The following is a 22,078-nucleotide window of genomic DNA, read 5'->3' as shown; positions in this document are numbered from 1 at the left end:
CCTTCCCGTGGCACGCCGTGGGCTAACGCCCGGGGCCGTCCTTCCCCTCGCGGCCCGCGGGGCGATGAGGCACCGTGGAGGGGCGGCGGAGCCGCCCGTTCCCACCGATCAGGGAGGACCCATGACCGACCACACGTACCGGGTGACCGAGATCGTCGGCTCGTCCAGCGAGGGCCTGGACGCCGCCATCCGCAACGGGCTGAGCCGTGCCTCGGAGACCCTGCGCAACCTCGACTGGTTCGAGGTGACGCAGATCCGCGGTCACCTGGCGGACGGGCAGGTCGGGCACTTCCAGGTCGGGCTGAAAGTCGGCTTCAGGATCGAGGGGAACGACTGAGCGGCTGACCGACTGTCGTACCCGTCGGGCAGCATGGGTCCCACCGGTGCCGGCACCGGGCGGGCCACTTCGACGGAGGCACACCATGGTCGCGTTCCAGCTCACGATCGACTGCGCGGATCCCGGGGCGCAGGCGTGCTTCTGGGCGGACGCGCTGCGCTACCGGCTGGAGGACGCTCCGGACGGCTTCCCCACCTGGCGGGAGTACTGGCTCTCCGTCGGCGTGCCGGAGGAGGAGCTCGGCGACGGGGAGTGCTGCGACTCCATCGTGGACCCGGAGGGTGACGGGCCCCGGATCTGGTTCCAGCAGGTGCCCGAGGGCAAGGTGGTCAAGAACCGGCTGCACCTCGACGTCAAGGTGGGCGGCAAGCGGGCCGAGGTGCCCCTGGAGACCCGCAGGGAGCGGGTCGAGGCCGAGGTCGGTCGGCTGGTCGCGGCGGGGGCCTCCCGGCTGCGCGTGCTCGCCCAACCGGGGGTGGACCACTACGGGGTGGTGCTGCTGGACCCGGAGGGCAACGAGTTCTGCGTGGCGTAGCCGGTACCCGGCCCGCCGGACCGCCTTGCCTGCCCCAAATGGCGCATTTAGGCTCGAACCGACGGGGTGCCACAGCGGTGTCGACCGCCGCGACGAGCACCGAATCCCGCAGGGAAGAGGGCAGTGGCATGCCTGCGACCAAGAAGATCCTGGTCATCGTGACCAACGTCGACGAGTACGAGAAGGTCGGCATGCGCACCGGGCTGTGGCTCGGGGAACTGACGCACTTCTGGGACGTGGTCGAGCAGGACGGCTACACCATGGACATCGCCAGTCCGGCCGGCGGCAAGGTCCCCCTCGACCCGGAGAGCCTCTCCCACGAGGTGCTGGGGGAGCTCGGCACCGGCGGGCACTACGCCGACCGCGAGTACATGGACCTCCTCGAGGACACGTTGCCGATCACCGACGTGAACCTCGAGGACTACGACGCCATTTACCTCACCGGCGGCCACGGCGTGATGTTCGACTTCCCGCAGAGCCGGGAACTGGAGGACCTGATGGCCGGGTTCTACGAGTCGGGCCGGATCGTGTCCACGGTCTGTCACGGCGCGACGGGTCTGCTCAACGTGACGCTGAGCAGCGGCGAACCGCTGGTCCGGGGCAGGCGGGTGACCGGGTTCTCATGGCCCGAGGAGGAACTCGCGCACCGGGCCGAGGCGGTGCCGTACAACCTCCAGGACGAGTTGAAGAAGCTCGGCGCCGACTACTCCATGGCCAGGCGGCCGTTCGACACCTACGTCGTCGAGGACGGACGGCTGATCACCGGCCAGAACCCGGGCAGTGCCCGCGCGGTCGCGGAGGCGGTCCTCCGGCAGCTGGAAGACGCCCAGCGTTAGGCGCGTGCCGGGGCGGCGATCCGCAGGAACGGGACGAGCGCCGCGGCGGCGACGACCGCGAGGACCGCGAACACCAGCCGGGGGCCGCCGAGTTCGGCCAGCACGCCGGCCAGGGCGGCGCCGAGCGGCATGGCGCCCCAGCTGAACAGTCTGCTGACGGCGCTGTAGCGGCCCATCATGTGTTCCGGCACGATGTCCTGGGCGATCGTACGGGCGTTGACCGCCCACAGGGTGCCGCCCATGCCGCCGAGGAAGGCGCCGGCGGCCACCGGCCAGAAGGCGGTGGTCAGCGCGGGCAGCGCCATCATCGCGGCGGTGCCGGCGATGTCGGCGGACATCGCACCGCGGCGGCCCAGCAGCCGGTTGACCCGGCCGACGGTGAGCGCGCCGGTCAGCCCGCCCACGCCGAGGGCGCTCAGCAGCAGCCCGTACCGCCCGGCGTCCAGGCCCATCGTGTGGGTCGCGTGCAGGGGCATCAGCGCCAGCCACGCACCCCAGCAGGAGCACAGGACGGTGAGGACCAGCGAGAGGGTGCGCAGCAGGTCGTGCCGCCACAAGTGGCGCAGGCCCTCGGCGATCTGAGTGCGGACGGCGGCGGGGGCGCGGTCCGCCGCCGCACCCGTGCCGCGCGCCCCGGCCACCCGCCCGGCGAGCAGGAACAGGGTGAGGGAGGCGAGCGCGTACGCAGCCCAGGTCGCGCCGAGCGCGAAACCGGTGCCCACGGCGATCAGCACCCCGCCGACGAGGGGGCCGCAGAACTCGTTGCACACGGTCTCGGCGCCGGTGATCCACGCGTTGGCGCGTTCTCGCCCGGCCGGGGGCACCACGGACGGTACGAGCGCCGCCTCCGCCGTCAGCGCCACCACCTCCGCGACGCCGAGGACGGCACCGGCCACGCAGAGCACCCCGATGCCGAGCCCGCCGCCGGCGGCCGCCGCGAGGAGGCAGGCCACGGCCGCCATCCGCACGCCGCCCGCGGCCCACAGCAGCCCCCGCCGGTCGCGGCGGTCCACCAGGACGCCCACCGGGAGGGCGACCAGCAGCCAGGGCAGGGTGAGCGTCAGGGACACCGCCGTGACCTGCAGCGGCGAGCCGGAGGCCCGCGCCGCGAGCAGGGGCAGCGCCATCTTGGTCACCCCGTCGGCGAGATTGGTGACCGCGGTGAAGCCGACCAGTACGGCCGTGTTGCGGGTGCCCAGGGGAACCGTCGGCGCCGCGGTCGCGGGGGCGGACGCCGGGCCGGCGCCGTACTTCATCGGTGTGACGCGGGCGTGCTCCCCCATGCGAACTCCCCCTGCACTAACCGGCTATCGGCTTCACCGGTCATTCTAACCGCCGTTCGCGATAGCCGGTAGACTTCGGCGGCAGGAGGTGCCCCGTGCTCGAATCCCCGCCCGCCGCCGTCCTGGTGGAGGCCTTCGCCAACACCGTCGACCTCGACCTCGGCACGGACGACCTGGCCGCGCCGGACCGGTTGTCCGCCTTCCTCGCCTCCCGCGGCCTGCTCGACGACGGCACGCCGGTCACGCCCGGCGAGCACGACCGCGCCCTGCGCCTGCGGGCCGGCATCCGCGAGGTGCTCGGCGCCAACGTCGGCGACACCCCCGACCCCGGGGCCGTCGCGGCCGCAGACGAGGTGCTGCGGGGGCTGCCCGTCCACGTCGCGGTCGGCGGGGACCGGCCCGCGCTGTCCCCCGCGCCGGGGCTGCCGCCCGTGGAAGGGGCGCTCGCCCGCATCGCCCTGGCCTGGAGCGCGCTGGTGACCACCGGCGACGCGGCGCGCCTCAAGCGCTGCGCCGAGCACACCTGCGGCTGGGTCTTCTGGGACGTCTCCAAGAACCGCAGCCGCCGCTGGTGCTCGATGCGCGTGTGCGGCAACCGCAACAAGGCACGGGCGTACGCGGCCCGGCAGCGGTAGCCGCGCCGCGCGGACCCGGAGCCGGGAGCGCCCGGGCACGGCCCGGCGATCGGGTCCGCCCCGTAGGCCGCCGCGCGGGGGGCATGATCCCGGTTGCGGGTCGTTGACGGGCGAAACAGCATGAAAGGGAGACCGATCTGGAGGTGGACCGGTGTCCTCACATGTTTCGGCGAACACCGCGGCGGAATCCGGCGTACTGCCGGAGCGCGGACCCGACCCCGTCCCGGTCACCCTGCACGTCAACGGGGAACGGCGGGCGGTGGACATCGAGCCCCGGGTGAGCCTGCTCGACGCGCTCCGCGAGTGCCTCGGGCTGACCGGCGCCAAGAAGGGCTGTGACCAGGGCACCTGTGGGGCCTGCACGGTGTTCGTGGACGGGCGGCGCGTACTGGGCTGCCTGACGCTCGCCATCGCGTGCGAGGGCCACGAGGTCACCACGATCGAGGGCCTCGCACGGGAGGGCCGGCTCGACCCGATGCAGGAGGCGTTCATCGCGCAGGACGCCTTCCAGTGCGGCTACTGCACCCCTGGGCAGATCATGTCGGCGGTGGCGCTGCTGCGGGAAGGGCACGCCTCTGACGACGCGGAGATCAAGGAGTGGATGAGCGGCAACATCTGCCGCTGCGCCGCGTACCCCAACATCCGTGCGGCGATCCGCGCGGTCCGCGACGCGGGCCCGGACACCGCTCCCGGAACCGGCAGCGGAGCGTGACACCGTGCGGCCCATCAGCTACACCCGCGCCACGGGCACGGCGGACGCCATCACGGCCGTCACCGCCGACCCGCAGAGCCACTTCCTGGCCGGCGGCACCACGGAGGTCGACCTGCTGCGGCAGAACGTGCTCACGCCGCGACGGCTCGTCGACATCAACGACCTCCCCCTGACCGGGGTGGAGGGCATGCCCGACGGCTCGCTGCGGATCGGCGCGCTGGCCCGGATGAGCCAGGTCGCGCAGGCGCCCGTCGTACGGGAGCGCTTCCCGCTCGTCGCCCAGGCGCTGGAACTCGGCGCCTCGGCGCAGTTGCGCAACATGGCCTCCATGGGCGGCAACATGATGCAGCGCGTGCGCTGCGGTTACTTCCGCGACTCCGCGTCGCCGTGCAACAAGCGCGTGCCCGGCAGCGGTTGCTCGGCGATCGAGGGGACGAGCCGCGGCCACGCCGTCCTCGGCACGAGCGCGCACTGCATCGCCACCCACCCCTCGGACGTGGCCGTGGCCCTGGCGGCGCTGGGCGCGAGGATCCGGACCGAGGGCCCGGGCGGTGAGCGCTCCTACTCCTTCGAGGAGTTCTTCCTGCTGCCCGGCGACACCCCGGACCGAGAGCACCCGCTGGAGCACGGCGAGCTGATCACCGTGATCGAGGTGCCCTCGGTGCCGATCGCCCGCCGTTCCACCTACCTGAAGGTCAGGGACCGCGAGTCGTACGAGTTCGCCCTGGTCTCGGTGGCGGCGGCGCTGGCGCTGGCGGACGGGCTGGTGCTGGACGTCCGCCTCGCGCTCGGCGGGGTGGGCACCCGGCCCTGGCGGGCCGAACGCGCCGAGGAGTTCCTGCTCGGGGCGCCGGCGATCCCGCAGAACTTCCACGAGGCCGCGCGGGTCGAACTGGCCGCGGCACGGCCCACGGCGATGAACGCGTTCAAGGTCGAACTCGCCTGCCGCGCCGTCGTCCGCGCGCTCGGGACCCTCACCGGGAGCCCGTCATGAGCCCGGCCGTCGGGCAGCCCATGGACCGTGTCGACGGCCGCCCCAAGGTCACGGGCTCGGCACGGTACTCGGCGGAGATCCCGCTCCCCGGCATGGCGTACGCCGCGCTCGTCGGGGCCCACATCGCCTGCGGGCGGATCACCTCGATCGACGCGGGCGAGGCCGGGGCCGCCGAGGGCGTCCTCGCGGTCCTCACCCACGAGAACACCCCGCCCATCGCGGCGCAGCCGCCGCTGATCCCCTCCCTGGCGGGGACGGCGGCGCCCGGCCAGACCTTCTTCCCCCTGCAGGACGACGTCGTCCACTACGCGGGACAGCACATCGCCGTCGTCGTCGCCGACACGCACGAACGGGCCCAGCACGCGGCGAGCCTGCTGCACGTGCGGTACGCGGAGGAGCCCTCCGTCACCACCCTCGACCAGGGCCGGGACCGGGCCCACGTGCCCGAGGCGATCTTCGGCGGCTTCATACCGGGCCGCATGAGCCGGGGCGACCTGCGGCAGGGGATCGACGAGGCCGACGTACGGCTGGAGGTCACCTTCACCTACGCCGCCAACAACCACAACCCCATCGAACCGCCGGCGACCACCGCGTCCTGGGAGGGCGACGAACTCACCCTCTGGGACGCCACGCAGGGCGTCACCTCCACCCAGCAGACGGTCGCCGCGCTGCTCGGCCTGCCGGTCTCCCGAGTGCGGGTCATCGGGCACTACACGGGCGGCAGTTTCGGCGGCAAGGCCATGATCTGGCACCATCCGGCCCTCGCCGCGATCGCCGCCCGGCAGGTGGGCCGCCCGGTGAAACTGGCGCTCACCCGCGAGCAGATGTTCACCTCCATGGGACACCGCGAGGAGCAGGAGCAGACGATCATGCTGGCCGCGGCCGGAGACGGACGGCTCACCGCGCTGCGCCACCACAAGCTCTCCCCCACCTCGCACTTCGACGACTGGGCCGAACCCTCCCTCGGTGTCGCCTCGCAGATCTACGGATGCCCCCACTACGAGGGCGAGTACCGGCTGTTCCGCGCGAACACCATGACGCCGACCTTCATGCGCGCCCCGGGCGAGGCCTCGGGCATGTTCGCCATGGAGTGCGCGATGGACGAGCTCGCGGAACGCCTCGGGATGGACCCGCTGGAGCTGCGGCTGCGCAACATCACGGCGACCGACCCCGGCACGGGCGACCCGTGGTCGAGCTGGGGGCTGGAGGAGTGCTACCGCCGCGGCGCGGAGCGTTTCGGCTGGGCGGACCGCGATCCGCGACCGCGCTCCCGGCGTGAAGGGCACTGGCTGATCGGCACGGGCATGGCCAGCGCCGGCTACCCCGTCGCCCAGCCCGTCACCCCGCAGCGCGCCCGCGCGCGCCTCTACGCCGACGGGACGGCCCTGGTGCAGGCGGCCACCCCCGACTTCGGCACCGGCGTGGCCACGGCCATGACGCAGGTCGCCGCCGACGCCCTCGGCCTGCCGGCCGGGCGGTGCCGCTTCGAGAACGGCGACACCGCCTTCCCCCAGATCGCCGCGGCCGTCGGCTCGGCCGGAGCGGGCATGATCAGCGCGGCCGTGCACACGGCGGCCACCGCCCTGCGCGACGCGCTCGTCGCGCGGGCGGTCGCGGACGCGGAGTCGCCGCTGCACGGTGCGGCCCCCGAGGCCGTCGAGCTCCGGGACGGCCGCATGGTGCTCCGGGACGACCCCGGCACCGGCGAGACCTACGCCGAAATGATGCGCCGTCAATTCCTGCCCGACCTCGAGGCCCTGGGCTCCTGGACCCCCGACGTCGGCGCGAACGGGCACGCCCTGATGACCTTCGGCGCCCAGTTCGCCGAGGTCGCCGTCGACGCCGACCTGGGCCTCGTCCGGGTCCGCCGCATGGTCGGCGCCTTCGCCCCCGGGCGGGTCCTCAACCCCAAGACCACCCGCAGCCAGCTCACCGGCGGCATGATCTGGGGCCTGGGCCAGGCCCTCCTCGAGGCCAACCACATGGAGGCCCGCACCGGCCGCTGGGCGGCGTCGAGCCTCGGCGACTACCTGGTCGCCGTCAACGCGGACGTGCCGGACGTCGACGTCGAGCTCGTCGAGGTCGAGGACACCGTCGTCAACCCCCTCGGCGTCAAAGGCGTCGGCGAGATCGGCCAGGTCGGCGCCGGCGCCGCCATCGCCAACGCCGTCCACCACGCCACGGGCCGCCGCGTCCGCAAGATGCCGATCACCATCGAGGACCTGCTGTAGCCCCCGCCGGGCCCCGCCGCCCGTGTCCGAAGCCCTGTTCCTGGGCCGGACGTTGCCCGAGGGTGGGCAACAGGCACCCGCAGGGGGCGTCCGCGTACCGGAGCCGGATCTGGCGACGCTGATGGCGCGCGCCGGGCTGTGAGGCCCCCTCAGGGGCCGGGGTCGCGGCGGCGGGTGCGGCGGCGATGGATGTGCCGCGCGGTCAGGGCGGCGGCGAGGAGGGCCACGGCGATCAGGGCGTAGAGCTGGAAGCGGGTGAGCCAGGCGTAGAGGGGGCCGAGGTGGGTGCCGGCGGCGTAGGCGAGGGCGGCCCAGACGCCGACCCAGAGAACCGCGCCGAGGGTGTTGCAGAGCAGGAAGCGCCACCAGGGCATGCCGGCGGTGCCGGCGATGATGCCGTTGGTCTGGCGCAGGACGTCGACGAACCGGGCGAGGAGGACGACGAGGTCGCCGCGGCGGGCGAAGAACTCCTCGCCGCGCACGAAGCGTTCCGGGGTGAGCAGGACGTAGCGGCCCCAGCGGTGGACGAAGGCGCGGCCGCCGCTGCGGCCGATGAGGTAGCCGAGGCAGTCGCCCGCGACGGCCGCGACGACGGCGACCGCGACGACGCCGGCGATGTCCATCCGGCCGGTGCCCGCGTAGGCGGCCGCGACGACGAGGACGGTCTGCCCGGGCACGGGGATGCCGCAGTTGTCGAGCAGGACGAGGACGCCGACCGCCAGGTAGCCCCAGTCGTCGAGGAGCGGGGCGAGGTGCGCGAGGGGGCCGGGCAGCGGCGGCGGGACGGTGACCGGGGCCATGCGCTCACCCCGCGGCCGTGTCGCCGGGGCGTTCGGGGAGCGTGAGGTTGTCGCCGGTGGCCGGGTCGAAGACCTGGGCCTGTGCGGTGTCCAGCCACAGCCGCAGGCGTTCGCCCTCACGGGCCCGGGTCCTGGCGGAGAGCCGGGCGACGACCTCGGGGCCGCCGGCGCCGGTGTCGGCGAGCCCGGAGTCGGCGGCGAGTTCCGCCAGCTGCTCCGCCGCGGCCGCGGCGGCCGCGCCGCCCTCCTGGGCGACGTGGACGTAGACGTCGGAGCCGAGGGACTCGCGGACGTCGACGGTGACGGTGACCGTGGCGCCGCCACGGCCGGGGTCGACGAGCGCGGCGTCCTCGAAGTGCTCCGGCCGGAAGCCCGCGATGACCTCGCGCGGTGCGTCGTGGCGTGCCAGGGCGGTGCGGAGGCGGTCGTCGAGCGGCAGGTCGCCGAGGGGGGTGCGCAGCCGGTCCTCCTCCACGGCGGCGGGCAGGAAGTTCATCGCGGGCGAGCCGATGAACCCGGCGACGAAGAGGTTGCGCGGCCGGTCGTACAGTTCCTGCGGCGAGCCGGTCTGCTGGACGACGCCGCCGCGCATCACGACGACACGGTCGCCGAGGGTCATGGCCTCGGTCTGGTCGTGCGTGACGTACACCGTGGTGGTGCCCAGGCGCCGCTGGAGCCGGGCGATCTGGGTGCGCATCTGGACCCGCAGTTTGGCGTCGAGGTTGGAGAGCGGCTCGTCCATCAGGAAGGCCTTGGGCTCGCGGACGATGGCCCGGCCCATGGCGACGCGCTGGCGCTGCCCGCCGGAGAGGTTGGCGGGCTTGCGGTCGAGGTGGCCGGTCAGGTCGAGGACGCGGGCGGCCTCCTCGACCTTCTCCTTGATGACGGCCTTGTCCACGCCGGCCAGCCGCAGGGCGAAGCCCATGTTCTGGCGGACGGTCATGTGGGGGTAGAGGGCGTAGCTCTGGAAGACCATGGCGATGTCGCGGTCCTTGGGGGCCTTGTCGTTGACGACCTGCCCGCCGATGCGCAGGGTGCCCTCGGTGATGTCCTCCAGCCCGGCGATCATGTTGAGGGTGGTGGACTTGCCGCAGCCGGACGGCCCCACGAGGATCACGAACTCGCCGTCCCCGATGGCGAGGCTGACGTCGCGGACGGCGACCGCGCCGTCGGGGTAGCGCTTGGTGACGCCGTCGAGGGTGATCTCGGCCATGTGCGGTCCTTCAGCCCTTCACTGCGCCGGAGGTCAGTCCGGCCACGATGCGCCGCTGGAACAGCAGCACGAAGACGACGATCGGGACGGTGATGACCACGGCGGCCGCGGCGATCGAGCCGGTGGGCTGCTGGAACTGGGAGCTGCCGGTGAAGAACGCGATCGCCGCCGGCACGGTGCGCGCGGTGGTGGTGGAGGTGAGGGAGATCGCGAAAAGGAAGTCGTTCCAGCAGAAGATGAAGACCAGGATCGCCGTGGTGAACACCCCGGGCGCCGCCAGCGGTGCGATGACCAGCCGGAAGGCCTGGGCCGGGGTGGCGCCGTCGACCTTGGCCGCCTTCTCCAGGTCCCAGGGGATCTCGCGGAAGAAGGCCGACAGCGTGTAGACCGCCAGCGGCAGCGAGAAGGTCATGTACGGGATGATCAGTCCGGCCCAGGTGTCGAACAGCCCGAGGAAGCGCTCGATGTTGAACAGCGGCGACACCAGGGAGATCGGCGGGAACATCGCGATCAGCAGCGAGGTGCCGATCAGCAGCCCCTTGCCGGGGAAGCGCAGCCGGGCCACGGCGTAGGCGGCCATGGTGCCCAGGGTGACGGCGACGACGGTGGAGATCAGGGCGATCCCGATGGAGTTGACCAGCGCGCGGGTGAATTCGGAGGTCGCGAAGATGCCCCGGTAGTTCTCCAGCGTCCATGTGCGGGGGACGAAGCTGCCGTCGGAGAGGGTGGCGGGGTCCTTGAAGGACAGGGCGACGATCCACCACACCGGGAACAGCGCGTACAGCACCACGACGGTGTTGACGACGCTCCAGCGGGCGATCCGCCGCCGCTGCGCCGGGCTCGTGCTCATCGTCCGGTGTCCTCCGATCCGGGGGCGGCCGTGCCGAACAGCCGGATGAACGCGAAGGCGATGACCGCCACGCACAGGAAGATCAGCACCGAGATCGCCGAGCCGATGCCGAGGTTCAGCGCCGTGAAGAGGTTGTCGTAGCCGAGGATCGACACCGAGCCCGTGCCGTTGGAGCCCTGCGTGAGCACGTAGATGTTGTCGAAGATCCGGAACGCGTCGAGGGTGCGGAACAGCAGCGCCACCAGGATGGCGGGCTTCATCAGCGGCAGCGTGACCAGCCGGAAGCGCTGCCACCGGCCGGCGCCGTCGACCATGGCCGCGCGCAGGGTCTCCTCGGGCACCAGGGCCAGCCCGGCGAGCAGCAGCAGCGCCATGAAGGGCGTGGTCTTCCAGACCTCGGCCAGGATGATCAGTCCGATGGCCTTCCAGTGGTCGGTCAGCGGGGCCTGTCCCGCCGCGTCGACGAGGTAGCCGATGCCGGGGGTCCAGGCGTACTGCCAGGAGAAGGCGGCGACGACGGTCACGATGCCGTACGGCAGCAGGATCGCGGTGCGCACCGCGGAGCGGCCGAGGACCGCCCGGTGCATGACGACGGCCAGGGCCATGCCGAGGGCCAGTTCCACCGCCACGGACACCACCGTGATCAGGCAGGTCACCCAGAAGGCCTCCCACCAGAACCCGGAGCTCAGGACCGCGGCGTAGTTGTCCAGGCCCACGAAACGGGCCAGCTGGGGGAAGCGCAGGTCGTAGCGGTGCAGGGACAGGTAGACGGCGTAGAACACGGGGTAGGCCGTCACGACGAGCATGACGACCACGGCGGGGGCACAGAGCAGCCAGCCCAGCCGCCGCTCCTGGCGGGCGCCCTCCGAGAGCCGCGTCACGGGACCAGCCCCTTGGACTGCAGGGCGTCCTCGATCTGCCCCCGCAGGTCCCGGACGGACTCGGCAGGCCGGATCGCGGCGGGTGGTGACAGGGTGTGGGACACCGCGATGGACACGTTCTGGTAGGCGGGGGTCTGCGGCCGCAGGGCCGCGTTCTCCAGCTCGGCGAGGATGTCCTGCGCGAAGGGGTAGCTGCGTTCGATCTGCGGATCGTCGTAGAGCGCGCGCAGGGTCGGCGGCAGGCCGCCCCGCAGCGCGGCGGTCCGCTGGTTGTCGCGGTCGCGCAGGCACAGCGCCGCCTCGAAGGCGAGGGCGGGCCGGCGGCTGTAGGCGCCGACGGCGAGGTCGATCCCGCCGATGGTGACCCGCGCGGGGCGGCCGGCGTCCACCCTGGGGTAGCGGGCCCACCGCAAGTGCCGGAACAGCTCCGGGTTGTCGGCCTTCATCGCCGGATACACGAAGGGGTAGTTCAGCTGGAAGGCGGCGGTGCCGGACTCCATCGCCAGCCGGTTCTGGTCCTCCGTCTGGTTGGGCAGCGACGGGTCGGCGGCGGGCGAGACCGCCAGGTCGCGCATGATGCCCGCGGCCCGTACCGCGGGCGCGCCGAGCGAGGGCGCGGTCGCGTCGGCGTTGAGGATCGACCCGCCGGCGCTGGCGACGAGCGTGTTGAACCAGACGGTGAGCCCCTCGTACTGGGCGCCCTGGACCTCGATCCGGTGGGGCTTGCCGGCCTTCGCCAGGGCGCGGGCCGCATCGAGCATCCCGGCCCAGGTCGTGGGCGGCTCCGGCACGAGGTCCGACCGGTACCACAGCAGCTGGACGTTGGTGTTGTAGGGGACCGCGTAGAGGCGGCCCTTCCACGTGGCCGTCCGCAGCGGCGCGGCGAGGGTGTCCCGGACGGCCTCGGCGCGCCGTTCGCCCGTCCACGGGCGGATCCAGCCGGCCTCGGCGAATTCCGGGGCCCAGGTGACGTCCAGGCCGAGGACGTCGAGCGCGGGGTCGTGTGCGGCCAGCCGGCGTACGAGTTGCTGCCGCTGGCCGTCCGCCGTCCGGGGGAGCTTGTTGTAGCGGATGACGTAGCGTCCGCCGGAGGCACGGCTGCAGCGGTCGGCGGCCTGCTGGAGCGCCCCGGAGTCGTCGGGGAAGTTGTACCAGTCGAGCGTCGCCCGTCCGGACGTCCGCGACGCGCCGCCGCAGGCGACCGCGGCGGCCGCGAGGACGACCACCGCGGCAAGGGCCCGGGAGCGCCGTACCGCGCACGCCATAGGCACCTCGCTCCCCTGCTCGGACACACTCGGCCCGGACCATGAAGCCCCCGCCACGGCCGCCGACGGTGCCTCAGGGGCGTGTCGGGGCGAGGTATTCACGCGGTCGGCGCAACCCGTGCCGCCGACCGGTGCCGGCGTCCCGCGCGTGGGGAGACTGGCAGGGTGCCCGGCGTCCTCCCCGCCCCGCTCGCCGACCTCCTGCGGCGCAACAACGACCCGATCGTCGTGCAGACGGTGCGCTCCACCGTGGCCGCGGTGCTGTCGTACGCCGTGGCCGTCTGGCTGCTGCCCAACCCCGCACCGCTGACGGCTCCGCTGACGGCCCTGCTCGTGGTGCAGGTGACGCTCTACACGACGGTGACCACGGGCATCCGACGGGTGGTCAGCGTGGTGGCGGGCGTCCTCATCGCGGTCGGCTTCGCGGAGCTGATCGGGCTGACGTGGTGGAGCCTCGGGCTGATCATCCTGGCGTCGCTGGTGATCGGTCACTTCATCCGCGTGGACGAGTTCGTGGCCGAGGTGGCGATCAGCGCGATGCTCATCCTGGCCGTCCCCGCCCCCTCCGGCGAGGCACTGGACCGCATCCTGGAGACCCTGGTCGGGGCGGTCGTCGGGGTGCTGCTGAACGTCGTCGTGCCGCCCCCCGCCTTCGTGGAGCCGGCCGGTGACGCGGTGCGGGAGCTGGCCGAGCACATGCGGGCGCTGATGCTCCGTATGGGGCGGGAGGTGCGCGACGGCGCCACCGCCGGGCAGGCCCGCTCCTGGCTGATGGACGCACGCCGGCTGGACAACGAGATCGCACGGTTCGACGCCTCGCTGCGCAGGGCGGAGGAGGGGACCCGGCTCAACCCGCGGGTGAAACCGGCGGAGGGCGCGATGGCCCGGCTCCTCCTGCGCAGCGGGCTGGACACCCTGGAGGTGTCGACCGTGCTGCTGCGGACGCTGTGCCGCTCGCTGACGGAGCTGGACCGCGAGCGCGGCGCGCGGGAGCCGCTGTTCACCGGCGAGCTCGCCGCCGGCATCGACGAGTTGTTCGCCGACATGGCGGACGCCGCCGACAGTTACGGCCGGCTGATCGCCGCCCAGGTCACGGAGGGCGCGGACCAGGCGGAGGCCCGGCTGGAGGACGCGCTGCGGCGCGGCCGGGAGGAACGGGACCGGATCGCGGCGCTGCTGCGGGCGGAGACGGAACGGCGCTGGGAGAGCTGGGACCTGTACGGGGCGCTGCTGGCCAACATCGACCGGCTGCTGGACGAGCTGGACCTGGAGAAGCGCTCGCTGTGGCTGTCGGAGCAGCTCGTCGCCGCGGCGCCGCACTCGCCGACGCTGCCCGGCCGGATGCGCCGTCAGGCCCGCTCCGTCGCCACCCGGCTGCGCCTGCGGTCCCCCGGGGGGACCGGTTCCGGGCGGGACGGACGGTGATCATGCCTCATGCTGGTGGGATGGACCTGCTGAACGTGTGCGTCGCCGGGGCGACCGGCTGGACCGGGGAGGCGGTCGCGCGCGCCGTCCTGGACTCCGGGGACCTGCGGCTGCGGACGGCGGTGGCGCGGTCGGCGGCCGGCGCGGACCTCGGGGCGGTGTGGGGCGGTCCGGAACTCGGGGTGCCCGTCTTCAGCACGGTCGACGACGCGCTGGACGGCGTGGACGTGCTGATCGACTACACCTCGCACACCGCTGTCGGGCGTCATGTGCGCACCGCGGTGGTCCGCGGGGTCAACGTCGTGGTCGGCTCGTCGGGCCTGTCCGGCGCGGACTACGAGGAGATCGCCGCGCTGGCCGAGGAGCACGGGGTCGGCGTGGTGGCCTCGGGGAACTTCTCGCTGACCGCCGCCATGGCGCAGGCCGCCGCCCGGCTGGCCGCCCGTCACCTGCCGCACTGGGAGATCATCGACTACGCGTCCGCGACCAAGCCCGACGCCCCCAGCGGCACCGCGCGCGAACTCGCCGAACAGCTGGGCGCCGTACGGCGTCCCGAGTACGCCGTGGACCCGGAACGCACGGCGGGGCACCCCGAGGCCCGCGGCGCGTCGATCGCGGGCACACAGGTCCACTCGCTGCGACTGCCGGGCTACACCCTCGCCGTGGAGGCGCAGTTCGGGCTGCCGGACGAGCGTCTGGTGATCCGTCACGAGGCGGGCACCTCCCCCGCCCCCTACGTCGCAGGGACCCTGCTCGCCGCTCGCGCGGCCGCGACACGCCGGGGTCTGGTACGCGGTCTCGACACGCTGTTGCTCAGCGAGGACTGACTTCCGTACCTCGTGGCACTGCGTCACTTCCTTGGCCACGCTGTCGCCCGGACGCTCCGCTCGACGGGCGGCCCTTGACCGCGCGACGTACGACTGGATCGCAGGGGCGGCGTCGACCGCCGCCCGCCACGCGTCCGAAGGAAGGACACTCATGCGAACCAGTCTGATGCGCCGCACCGCTCTCGGCGTCGCGACCGGACTTCTTGCCACCGGCCTCTTGGCCGCCTCGACCGGCAGCGCCGCCGCCACGGCGGGCAGCGACGACGGCGGGAACGGCTCCTACAGCAAGGGCAGCGACGGCTACGGCGACGACGACAACGGCTACGGGGACGACGGCGGGGACAACGGGAACAACGGCTACGGCGACAGCGACAGCGACAGCGGCCGAGGCGGAGGCGGCGGAGACAACGGCCGCGGCGGCGGTGGGGGCGGCGGAGGCCGGGGCAACGGCGACGACGACGGCGGCTACGGCGGCGGCGGCGGAGACAACGGCCGCGGCGGCGGTGGGGGCGGCGGAGGCCGGGGCAACGGCGACGACGACGGCGGCTACGGCGGCGGCGGAGACAACGGCCGCGGCGGCGGCGGGGGCGGCGGCCGCGGCGGTGGCGTCTCCAACTGGAACGACGACGGCGACAGCGGTCGCGGCGGCGGCGACAACGATGACGACAACGGCAACGGTGGAGGCAAGGGCGGCAAGGGAGGCGGTAAGGGCGGCAACGGGGACAACGCGACCTACAAGGACAAGGACGACAACAACGGGAAGGGCAGCAGCAAGGGCAACAAGGGCAAGGGCGGAAAGGACAGCAAGGGCAAGGGCAACAAGGGCGGAAAGGGCCACGACAAGGGCCACCACAAGAAGTACAAGAAGCACCACAAGAAGGAGTGCAACAAGCACGGCTACCGGTTCAGCTTCAGCTACAAGTACAGCGTGAGCTATGGCTATGGCGTTGGGTTCGGCAAGGGCGTCCACGCCCTCGGTCTCGGCAAGGGCCTCGACGACTTCGACTACGGGTTCGGTGACAAGTTCGGCCGCGGCTACGGCGGTCTGTACAGCTCGGGTTCGCTGAACGTGCTCATCTGACGCGGGGCTGCCGCCGGGTACGACGAGGGCCGGGAGGAACGTTGTGTTCCTCCCGGCCCCGCGTACGTGCGCCCTCTTCGTCAGCCGAGGTCAGAGGCCTTGATGTAGCCGCTCTTGACCAGCAGCTTCTCGTAGTTGCCCTTGTCGACGCCGACCGGGGAGATCAGGTACGACGGCACGATCTTGTTGCCGTTGTCGTACGTGCTCTTGTCGTTGATCTCGGGCTGCCGGCCGCCGAGGATGTCCTGGGCCATCTGGACCGCGCGGGCCGCGAGCTTGCGGGTGTCCTTGTAGACCGTCATGGACTGCTCGCCCTTGATGATCTCCTTCACCGAGTCGACCTCGGCGTCCTGGCCGGTGACGATCGGCATCGGCTTGGCCGTGGTGCCGTAGCCGTCGGCCTTCAGCGCCTGGATGACGCCGCGGGCGATGCCGTCGTTGGGGGAGAGGACGGCGTCCACGGTGGAGCTGCCCTTGTAGTGGTTCCTCAGCCGGGTCGCCATCGTCTCGGTGGCGATCGCCGCGTCCCAGTGGAACGTCGCCACCTGGCTGAGGCGGGTCTGGTCGCTCTTCACGACCAGCTGGCCCTTGTCGATGTACTTCTGCAGGACGTCCATCGCGCCCTTGAAGAAGAACCCGGCGTTGTTGTCGTCGGGGTCGCCGCCGAACACCTCGAGGTTGTACGGCCCGTTGCCGGACTTCAGCCCGAGCTTCTCCTCGATGTACTTGCCCTGGATCGTGCCGACCTGGGCGTTGTTGAAACTCGCGTAGTAGTCGACGTTGCTGGAGCCCAGCAGCAGGCGGTCGTAGGCGATGACCTTGACGCCCGCCCTCGACGCCTTCTGGAGGGCGTCGCCGAGCTCGAATCCGTCGACCGCCCCGATGATCAGGAGCTTGTCGCCCCGGTCGATCATCGCCTCGACCTGGTCGACCTGCGTGTTGACCTTGTCGTCGGCGTACTGCAGGTCGGTCTTGTACCCCTGGGCCTTGAACAGCTTGGCCATGTTGTCGCCGTCGGCGATCCAGCGGGTCTGCTTCTTGGTGGGAAGGGCGATGCCCACCGTGACTTCGCCGCCCTGCCCGCCCGAATCGCCGCCGCAGCCGGTGGCCGCTGCCGTCAGGGAGAAGGTGAGGACCACCAGGGACGCGGTGCGCAGCCTGGCAGTTCTGCCAGCGTGCATGGGACTCAGTTCCTTTCGGGCCGAACAAAAGTGTGCTCTCATCGCCCACCCCCGAGAGCGACAGTGTCCGGGCCCGTCACGGAGATCCGTGGCAGCCCAGCGATCCGCCGGAGCCCGGTGAACTGCTGATGCGTCAGGCCCGAGGAATGCTGTGGGAGGACGACGGCAGCACGCCACGCTCCCGGTCCCGGCGAGGCCCGTGATCACCGGACCCCACCTGGACGGATACCTCGAAGTTGGATCCGGACAATAGCACAGCCACTCGTACGGACGTTCAGCCGACCGGCACCGCGTTCGGGCTCGCCTGGGTTCCGCTCCCGGGGACCGGCTCGGAGGCGTCGGCGCCCAGCGCGACGATCCGGTTGTCCGCGTCGACGTGCACCACCCGCGGCCGCAGCGCGCGGGCCTCCGCGTCGTCGACCTGCGCGTAGCTGATCAGGATGACCAGGTCTCCGGGGTGCACCAGGTGCGCGGCGGCACCGTTGATGCCGATCACCCCCGAACCGCGGCGGCCCTCGATGACGTAGGTCTCCAGGCGGGCGCCGTTGGTGATGTCCACGATGTGGACCAGCTCGCCGGGCAACAGGTCGGCGGCGTCCATCAGATCGGCGTCCACGGTGACGGAGCCGACGTAGTGCAGGTCGGCCTCGGTCACGGTGGCACGGTGGACCTTGGACTTGAACATGGTGCGCAGCACGGCTCACACTCCTGATGCGGACGGTCGCGTCCCGGTCGGGGTACGCGCCTGATGCGGCCATGGTAGTCGGCGCGAACCACCGGCCCCGAGGTACCCGTTCGCGTCAGTGACTGCCGCTTCCGCCCCACCTCTAGGCAAGTGGACCAATCGCCGGATATCTTCCCTGCCTGCCGCCTCGCCGCGGCGTGGCACAGGCTCGGGGAAGGGGGCGCCGTGCGCGAGTTCAGCCTTCCGCCCCGGGCGGAGCAACTGCGGTCGGGGGGACTCGCCGACTCGGTGTACGACGCGGCCGACAGGCGCCCGGACGCGGCCGTCCTGGCCCGGCGCGCGGGGCACGAGGGCGACCGCTGGCAGGAGGTCGGCGCCGCGGCCTTCCGCGACGAGGTGGCCGAACTGGCCCGCGGTCTGGTGGCGGACGGTGTCCGCTTCGGCGAGCCGGTGGCGGTGATGGCCCGCACCCGGTACGAGTGGACGCTGTTCTCGTACGCGCTCTGGTCGGTGGGCGCCCGGATCGTCCCCGTCTATCCCACCTCCTCGGCCGAGCAGGTCCGCTGGATCCTCGCCGACTCCGGGGCGGTCGCGGTCGTCGTCGAGCACGAGGACCACGCCATGACGGTGGGCGCCGTCTGCGACACGCTGCCCGCGCTGCGCCGGATCTGGCAGCTGGACGCGGGGTGCGTCCCGTGGCTGGCGGCGCTGGGCCGGCAGGTCCACCCGGTGATGCTGGACCAGTTGCGCTGGGCGGTCGAGCCGCAGTCGGTGGCGGTGATCGCCTACACCTCGGGCACCACGGGACCGCCCAGGGGCTGCCTGATCACCCACGCCAACCTCGCCGCCGAGTGCGACACGCTGCTGACCGGGTACGGCTCGATCTTCGCCCCGCCGGGGGTGCGGCCGTCGGTGCTGGCGTTCCTGCCCATGTCGCACATCTACGGGCTGATGGTGACCACCTGCGCGGTGCGCGGGGGCGTGCTGCTCGGCCACCAGCCCGACCTGACGCCGGGCGAACTCCTCCCGGCGTTCCGGTCCTTCCGGCCGACCATCCTGCTCGCCGTCCCGTACGTCTACGAGAAGATCATCCAGGGCGCTCGGAACACCGCCGCCCGCGGCGGCAAGGCCCATGTCTTCGACCGGGCGGCAAGCGTGGCGGTGCGCTACGCCGAGGCCGTGGAGCGGCACGCGCTGGGCTCGGGTCCGGGGCCGGGGCCGCTGCTGCGGGCGGCGCACTCGGCGTTCGACCGGATGGTCTACGGCCGGATCCGGGAGGTGCTGGGCGGGCGCGTGCACTACACCGTCTCGGGCGGCTCCCCGCTCAGCCGGGAGCTGGCGCTGCTGTTCGCGGGTGCCGGGCTCACCATCTACGACGGGTACGGACTGACCGAGACCACGGCCGCGGTGACCGCGCAGCCGCTGGGGAAGGTGCGCTTCGGCACCGTGGGCCGGCCGCTGCCCGGCAGCGCGGTGCGGATCGCACCGGACGGCGAGGTGCTGGTGCGGGGGACGACGGTCTTCGCCGGCTACCACGCCGACCCGGTCGCGAACCACGAGGTGTGGCGCCGCGGCGGATGGATGGCCACCGGCGACATGGGCTCGCTGGACCCAGACGGGTACCTGACGATCACCGGGCGGAAGAAGGACATCATCATCACCAGCGGCGGCAAGAGCGTGGCGCCGCTGGTGCTGGAGGAGCGGCTGCGGGCGCACCCGCTGGTCTCGCAGTGCATCGTGGTCGGCGACAACAGGCCCTTCGTCGCGGCGCTGATCACCCTGGACCGGGAGGCCGTCCAGCTGCGGACGGCGATGGCCCAGCCGGACGTGCACGCCGAGGTCCAGCGCGCGGTGTCGATGGCCAACGCGGCGGTCTCGCGGGCCGAGTCGATCCGGGCGTTCCGCATCCTGCCGCACGAGTTCTCGGTGGAGAACGGGATGCTGACGCCCTCGCTGAAGCTCCGCAGGAACACGATCGTCAGCCAGTACGCGGCGCAGATCGAGTCGATCTACACCTCTCCGGCCCCCTGACCGGCTCCGCCGGCGCCGCCCCCGTCGAGCAGCCGGCGCAGCCGGTCGAGGAACGTCCGCTGGGCGGAGAGGATCTTCCCGTGGGCGGCCGGGCCGAGCGGGAACCACGCGGCCCGGTCGACCTCGGGGAACTCCCGGACCCGGCCCGAGCCCCGGGGCCACTCCATGGAGAAGGTCCCGGGCACCACGAGGCCGGTGTCGAGGTCGCCCTCCAGCGCCCAGACGGTCACGACCTTCCCGCCCGGCTGCAGGTTCTCGCCGAGCGGTAGCAGCTCGCCCTGCGGCACGGGCAGGCCCAGTTCCTCCAGGAACTCGCGCCGGGCGGCCGCCTCGGCGGTCTCGTCGGGCTCGTACTCGCCCTTCGGGATGGTCCAGGCCCCGGCGTCCTTGGACGACCAGAACGGGCCGCCCATGTGGGCCAGCAGGACCTCGGGCGCGCCGCGCGGGGTGCCGCGGAAGAGCAGGATCCCCGCGCTGCGCTTGACCGCCTTGTCCGCCATCCGACCAGTGTGGCCGGTCAGCCGCGGGCCAGCCACAGGTCGGGGCCGAAGACCTCGTAGTGCACGTCCGCGGCGGGCACGCCGCGTTCGATGAGCTGGCCGCGCACGGCGCGCATGAAGGGCAGCGGGCCGCACAGGTAGGCCCGCAGGCCGTCCGGCAGGTCGACGCCGGACAGGTCGACCCGGCCGGTGCGGTCGCCGGGGACGGCGCCGGTGCCCGGGTCCTCGTACCAGAAGTGGGCGCTGCCCCCGGGGAGCTTCTCGGTCAGGGCGCGGTGGTCGGCGGCGTGGGCGTGGTGCCCCGGCGTGCGGTCGCCGTGGACGACGGTCACGGGGGCGCCGTAGCCGTCGCCGGCGAGCCGGTGCAGCATGGCGAGCATCGGGGTGCAGCCGATGCCGGCCGAGGCGAGCAGCAGGGGCCCGCCGTCGTCGTGGAGGACGATGTCGCCGTAGGGGGCCGACAGCTCGACCAGGGCGCCCTCGCCCACGTGGTCGTGGAGGTGGCCGGAGACCTCGCCGGCCGGGTCCCCGGCGACGCCGCGCTCGCGCTTGACGGTGATCTGCCGGGTGGTGTCGCCGGGGGCGCCGGAGAGGCTGTACTGCCGGATCTGCCGGGCGCCGTCGGGGAGTTCGACGCGCACCGAGACGTACTGGCCGGGGCCGAAGTCGGGCAGGGGCAGGCCGTCCGCGGGACGGAGCCGGAGGGAGACGACGTCCTCGGTCTCCTGCACCTTCTCCGCGACCTCCCAGGGGCGCCAGGTGTCGCCGGCGAGGACGCCGTGCTCGGCGTACAGCCGCTGCTCGATGGCGATGAGGGCGTTCGCCATCAGCCAGTAGACCTCGTCCCAGGCGGCGGCGACCTCCTCGGTGACGGCGTCGCCCAGCACTTCGGCGATGGCGGCGAAGAGGTGCTCCTGCACGATGTGGTACTGGCCCGGGGTGATGCCGAGCGACGCGTGCTTGTGGGCGATGCGGGAGAGCATCGCGTCGGGGCGCTGTCCGGGGTGCTCGACCAGGACGGTGGCGAAGTGCGCGATGGCTCCCGCGAGCGCCTCGCGCTGCGTGCCGGCCGCCTGGTTGCCGCGGTTGAACAGGTCCCTCAGCAGCTCGGGGTGGGCGGCGAAGAGCCTGTCGTAGAAGAGCGCGGTGATCTCGGAGATCGCGCCGCCGACGGCGGGCAGGGTGGCGCGGACGGTCGCTGCGGACTTCTCGCTGAGCATGGACGGCTCCCTAATTGGTATCTGATATTCGCATTAAAGGGCGTACGAAGACCCACCCTCGGCGGGCGGTCGGTTCGGGTGGGCCGGATCAGCCCCGCGGACCGGGCGGGCCGGAACCGACCAGCCCCACCAGGACGGGTCCGGTGGGCGCGGCGGTCAGATCGGCGACGGTGAGCGGGTCCAGGGAGGCGTAGAAGGCCTCCTGCGCCCGGCGCAGCGCGCCGCGCAGCCGGCAGGCACCGGCGAGTGGACAGGGCGTCTCGCCCTCGCAGTCCACGACGTCGCCGACACCCTCCAGCTCCCGCACCAGGCGGCCGACCGAGGCCGCCCGCCCGGCGGCGGTGAGCTCCAGGCCACCGCCGCGCCCCCGGCGGGTCTCGACGACCCCCAGATGCTGCAGCCGGGCCACCACCTTGGCCAGGTGCGAGTACGGGACCCGCATCGCCTCGGCCACGTCCCGGGCGGTGGACGGCTCGTCCTTGACGGACAGGGCCATCACCGCGCGGAGCGCGAGGTCGGTGGACTTCGTCAGGCGCATGCCTTGAGGCTAGATAAT

General features: G+C 72.8%; 22 protein-coding genes. 11 read left to right on the top strand and 11 right to left on the bottom strand.

Translation table 11 applies throughout. From position 1 onward, the window contains the following. Nucleotides 1-121: 121 nt before the first annotated feature. From ACFV3E_RS33980 to ACFV3E_RS33970, 3 genes are all read left to right on the top strand, one after another. Complete coding sequence (locus ACFV3E_RS33980) at nt 122-337, top strand: dodecin (protein WP_500363922.1); 216 nt, start codon at nt 122-124, stop codon at nt 335-337. A gap of 85 nt (nt 338-422) precedes the next feature. Then, complete coding sequence (locus tag ACFV3E_RS33975) at nt 423-872, top strand: VOC family protein (protein ID WP_500538358.1); 450 nt, start codon at nt 423-425, stop codon at nt 870-872. Nucleotides 873-1,000: 128 nt separating this feature from the next. Further along, entirely contained in the window at nt 1,001-1,708 is a 708-nt protein-coding gene (locus ACFV3E_RS33970) for a type 1 glutamine amidotransferase domain-containing protein (protein ID WP_500538356.1), read from the top strand. Here the strand turns inward: ACFV3E_RS33970 and ACFV3E_RS33965 are convergent. Continuing rightward, nucleotides 1,705-2,964 (bottom strand): MFS transporter, encoded by a 1,260-nt coding sequence (locus ACFV3E_RS33965; RefSeq protein ID WP_500538394.1) that lies wholly within the window; start codon nt 2,962-2,964, stop codon nt 1,705-1,707. The two genes, ACFV3E_RS33970 and ACFV3E_RS33965, sit on opposite strands and share 4 nt — an antisense overlap. A gap of 122 nt (nt 2,965-3,086) precedes the next feature. Between ACFV3E_RS33965 and ACFV3E_RS33960 the strand changes: the two genes are divergently transcribed. From ACFV3E_RS33960 to ACFV3E_RS33945, 4 genes are all read left to right on the top strand, one after another. Then, nucleotides 3,087-3,626 carry a CGNR zinc finger domain-containing protein gene (locus ACFV3E_RS33960; RefSeq protein WP_500538353.1) on the top strand — a complete coding sequence of 180 codons (540 nt, stop codon included), beginning with the start codon at nt 3,087-3,089 and terminating at the stop codon, nt 3,624-3,626. Nucleotides 3,627-3,777: 151 nt separating this feature from the next. Further along, entirely contained in the window at nt 3,778-4,338 is a 561-nt protein-coding gene (locus ACFV3E_RS33955) for a (2Fe-2S)-binding protein (protein ID WP_500538351.1), read from the top strand. 4 nt (nt 4,339-4,342) lie between these two features. Further along, nucleotides 4,343-5,332 carry an FAD binding domain-containing protein gene (locus ACFV3E_RS33950; RefSeq protein WP_500538349.1) on the top strand — a complete coding sequence of 330 codons (990 nt, stop codon included), beginning with the start codon at nt 4,343-4,345 and terminating at the stop codon, nt 5,330-5,332. Further along, nucleotides 5,329-7,563, top strand: coding sequence for a xanthine dehydrogenase family protein molybdopterin-binding subunit (locus ACFV3E_RS33945; RefSeq protein WP_500538347.1), 2,235 nt, complete (start codon nt 5,329-5,331; stop codon nt 7,561-7,563). The genes ACFV3E_RS33950 and ACFV3E_RS33945 overlap by 4 nt, the downstream gene beginning before the upstream one ends. 149 nt (nt 7,564-7,712) lie before the next feature. Here the strand turns inward: ACFV3E_RS33945 and ACFV3E_RS33940 are convergent, their stop codons facing one another. Genes ACFV3E_RS33940 through ACFV3E_RS33920 form a run of 5 tightly spaced genes read right to left on the bottom strand, consistent with a single transcriptional unit; the run spans nt 7,713 to nt 12,572 of the window. Further along, nucleotides 7,713-8,363: a DedA family protein gene (locus tag ACFV3E_RS33940; RefSeq protein WP_500538345.1), complete on the bottom strand. Its 651-nt coding sequence runs from the start codon at nt 8,361-8,363 to the stop codon at nt 7,713-7,715. Nucleotides 8,364-8,367: 4 nt separating this feature from the next. After that, nucleotides 8,368-9,576 carry an ABC transporter ATP-binding protein gene (locus ACFV3E_RS33935; RefSeq protein ID WP_500538343.1) on the bottom strand — a complete coding sequence of 403 codons (1,209 nt, stop codon included), beginning with the start codon at nt 9,574-9,576 and terminating at the stop codon, nt 8,368-8,370. Nucleotides 9,577-9,586: 10 nt separating this feature from the next. Beyond that, entirely contained in the window at nt 9,587-10,426 is an 840-nt protein-coding gene (locus tag ACFV3E_RS33930; protein WP_500538341.1) for a carbohydrate ABC transporter permease, read from the bottom strand. Continuing rightward, nucleotides 10,423-11,307 (bottom strand): carbohydrate ABC transporter permease, encoded by an 885-nt coding sequence (locus tag ACFV3E_RS33925; protein ID WP_500363940.1) that lies wholly within the window; start codon nt 11,305-11,307, stop codon nt 10,423-10,425. Before ACFV3E_RS33925 ends, ACFV3E_RS33930 begins: the two co-directional genes overlap by 4 nt. Continuing rightward, entirely contained in the window at nt 11,304-12,572 is a 1,269-nt protein-coding gene (locus tag ACFV3E_RS33920; RefSeq protein ID WP_500538339.1) for an ABC transporter substrate-binding protein, read from the bottom strand. Before ACFV3E_RS33920 ends, ACFV3E_RS33925 begins: the two co-directional genes overlap by 4 nt. 165 nt (nt 12,573-12,737) lie before the next feature. On the opposite strand from ACFV3E_RS33920, the gene ACFV3E_RS33915 reads away from it, so the two are divergent. The 3 genes from ACFV3E_RS33915 (at nt 12,738) to ACFV3E_RS33905 (ending at nt 15,905) form a co-directional block, all read left to right on the top strand. After that, on the top strand, nt 12,738-13,997 hold the full coding sequence (locus ACFV3E_RS33915; protein ID WP_500538337.1) for an FUSC family protein: 1,260 nt from the start codon (nt 12,738-12,740) through the stop codon (nt 13,995-13,997). Nucleotides 13,998-14,017: 20 nt separating this feature from the next. Continuing rightward, a complete protein-coding gene (dapB, locus tag ACFV3E_RS33910) occupies nt 14,018-14,824 on the top strand; it encodes a 4-hydroxy-tetrahydrodipicolinate reductase (RefSeq protein ID WP_500538335.1) in 807 nt (268 codons plus the stop codon). 151 nt (nt 14,825-14,975) lie between these two features. Then, the gene (locus ACFV3E_RS33905) at nt 14,976-15,905 is read left to right on the top strand and encodes a hypothetical protein (RefSeq protein ID WP_500538333.1); all 930 of its coding nucleotides are present in this window, start codon (nt 14,976-14,978) and stop codon (nt 15,903-15,905) included. Nucleotides 15,906-15,985: 80 nt separating this feature from the next. Here ACFV3E_RS33905 and chvE read toward each other — a convergent pair whose 3' ends face one another. Continuing rightward, on the bottom strand, nt 15,986-17,086 hold the full coding sequence (gene chvE, locus ACFV3E_RS33900) for a multiple monosaccharide ABC transporter substrate-binding protein (protein WP_500538331.1): 1,101 nt from the start codon (nt 17,084-17,086) through the stop codon (nt 15,986-15,988). Nucleotides 17,087-17,360: 274 nt separating this feature from the next. Then, a complete protein-coding gene (gene panD / locus ACFV3E_RS33895; protein WP_499515347.1) occupies nt 17,361-17,783 on the bottom strand; it encodes an aspartate 1-decarboxylase in 423 nt (140 codons plus the stop codon). Nucleotides 17,784-17,996: 213 nt separating this feature from the next. Between panD and ACFV3E_RS33890 the strand changes: the two genes are divergently transcribed. Continuing rightward, the gene (locus ACFV3E_RS33890; protein ID WP_500538329.1) at nt 17,997-19,802 is read left to right on the top strand and encodes an AMP-dependent synthetase/ligase; all 1,806 of its coding nucleotides are present in this window, start codon (nt 17,997-17,999) and stop codon (nt 19,800-19,802) included. On the opposite strand, the gene ACFV3E_RS33885 is transcribed toward ACFV3E_RS33890, so the two are convergent. The 3 genes from ACFV3E_RS33885 to ACFV3E_RS33875 all read right to left on the bottom strand — a co-directional run bounded on the left by ACFV3E_RS33885 (nt 19,781) and on the right by ACFV3E_RS33875 (nt 22,060). After that, entirely contained in the window at nt 19,781-20,302 is a 522-nt protein-coding gene (locus ACFV3E_RS33885) for an NUDIX hydrolase (protein ID WP_500538327.1), read from the bottom strand. The two genes, ACFV3E_RS33890 and ACFV3E_RS33885, sit on opposite strands and share 22 nt — an antisense overlap. Nucleotides 20,303-20,319: 17 nt before the next feature. Beyond that, nucleotides 20,320-21,522 carry a globin domain-containing protein gene (locus ACFV3E_RS33880; RefSeq protein WP_500538325.1) on the bottom strand — a complete coding sequence of 401 codons (1,203 nt, stop codon included), beginning with the start codon at nt 21,520-21,522 and terminating at the stop codon, nt 20,320-20,322. 88 nt (nt 21,523-21,610) lie between these two features. Beyond that, nucleotides 21,611-22,060, bottom strand: coding sequence for an RrF2 family transcriptional regulator (locus ACFV3E_RS33875; protein WP_499515343.1), 450 nt, complete (start codon nt 22,058-22,060; stop codon nt 21,611-21,613). Nucleotides 22,061-22,078 lie beyond the last annotated feature (18 nt).

This window comes from Streptomyces sp. NPDC059718 (genome assembly GCF_042733315.1).
Classification (GTDB): Bacteria; Actinomycetota; Actinomycetes; order Streptomycetales; family Streptomycetaceae; genus Actinacidiphila.
Note: the sequence above shows the minus strand (reverse complement) of the source record. Positions and strands in the feature narration are given on the sequence as shown.

Excerpts from the sequence above, each read along its gene's own strand:
- ACFV3E_RS33980 (WP_500363922.1), top strand. The coding sequence starts at position 122 with ATGACCGACCACACGTACCGGGTGACCGAGATCGTCGGCTCGTCCAGC.
- ACFV3E_RS33975 (WP_500538358.1), top strand. The coding sequence starts at position 423 with ATGGTCGCGTTCCAGCTCACGATCGACTGCGCGGATCCCGGGGCGCAG.
- ACFV3E_RS33970 (WP_500538356.1), top strand. The coding sequence starts at position 1,001 with ATGCCTGCGACCAAGAAGATCCTGGTCATCGTGACCAACGTCGACGAG.
- ACFV3E_RS33965 (WP_500538394.1), bottom strand. The coding sequence starts at position 2,964 with ATGAAGTACGGCGCCGGCCCGGCGTCCGCCCCCGCGACCGCGGCGCCG.
- ACFV3E_RS33945 (WP_500538347.1), top strand. The coding sequence starts at position 5,329 with ATGAGCCCGGCCGTCGGGCAGCCCATGGACCGTGTCGACGGCCGCCCC.
- ACFV3E_RS33940 (WP_500538345.1), bottom strand. The coding sequence starts at position 8,363 with ATGGCCCCGGTCACCGTCCCGCCGCCGCTGCCCGGCCCCCTCGCGCAC.
- ACFV3E_RS33935 (WP_500538343.1), bottom strand. The coding sequence starts at position 9,576 with ATGGCCGAGATCACCCTCGACGGCGTCACCAAGCGCTACCCCGACGGC.
- ACFV3E_RS33930 (WP_500538341.1), bottom strand. The coding sequence starts at position 10,426 with ATGAGCACGAGCCCGGCGCAGCGGCGGCGGATCGCCCGCTGGAGCGTC.
- ACFV3E_RS33920 (WP_500538339.1), bottom strand. The coding sequence starts at position 12,572 with ATGGCGTGCGCGGTACGGCGCTCCCGGGCCCTTGCCGCGGTGGTCGTC.
- dapB (WP_500538335.1), top strand. The coding sequence starts at position 14,018 with ATGGACCTGCTGAACGTGTGCGTCGCCGGGGCGACCGGCTGGACCGGG.
- ACFV3E_RS33905 (WP_500538333.1), top strand. The coding sequence starts at position 14,976 with ATGCGAACCAGTCTGATGCGCCGCACCGCTCTCGGCGTCGCGACCGGA.
- chvE (WP_500538331.1), bottom strand. The coding sequence starts at position 17,086 with ATGCACGCTGGCAGAACTGCCAGGCTGCGCACCGCGTCCCTGGTGGTC.
- ACFV3E_RS33885 (WP_500538327.1), bottom strand. The coding sequence starts at position 20,302 with ATGGCGGACAAGGCGGTCAAGCGCAGCGCGGGGATCCTGCTCTTCCGC.
- ACFV3E_RS33880 (WP_500538325.1), bottom strand. The coding sequence starts at position 21,522 with ATGCTCAGCGAGAAGTCCGCAGCGACCGTCCGCGCCACCCTGCCCGCC.
- ACFV3E_RS33875 (WP_499515343.1), bottom strand. The coding sequence starts at position 22,060 with ATGCGCCTGACGAAGTCCACCGACCTCGCGCTCCGCGCGGTGATGGCC.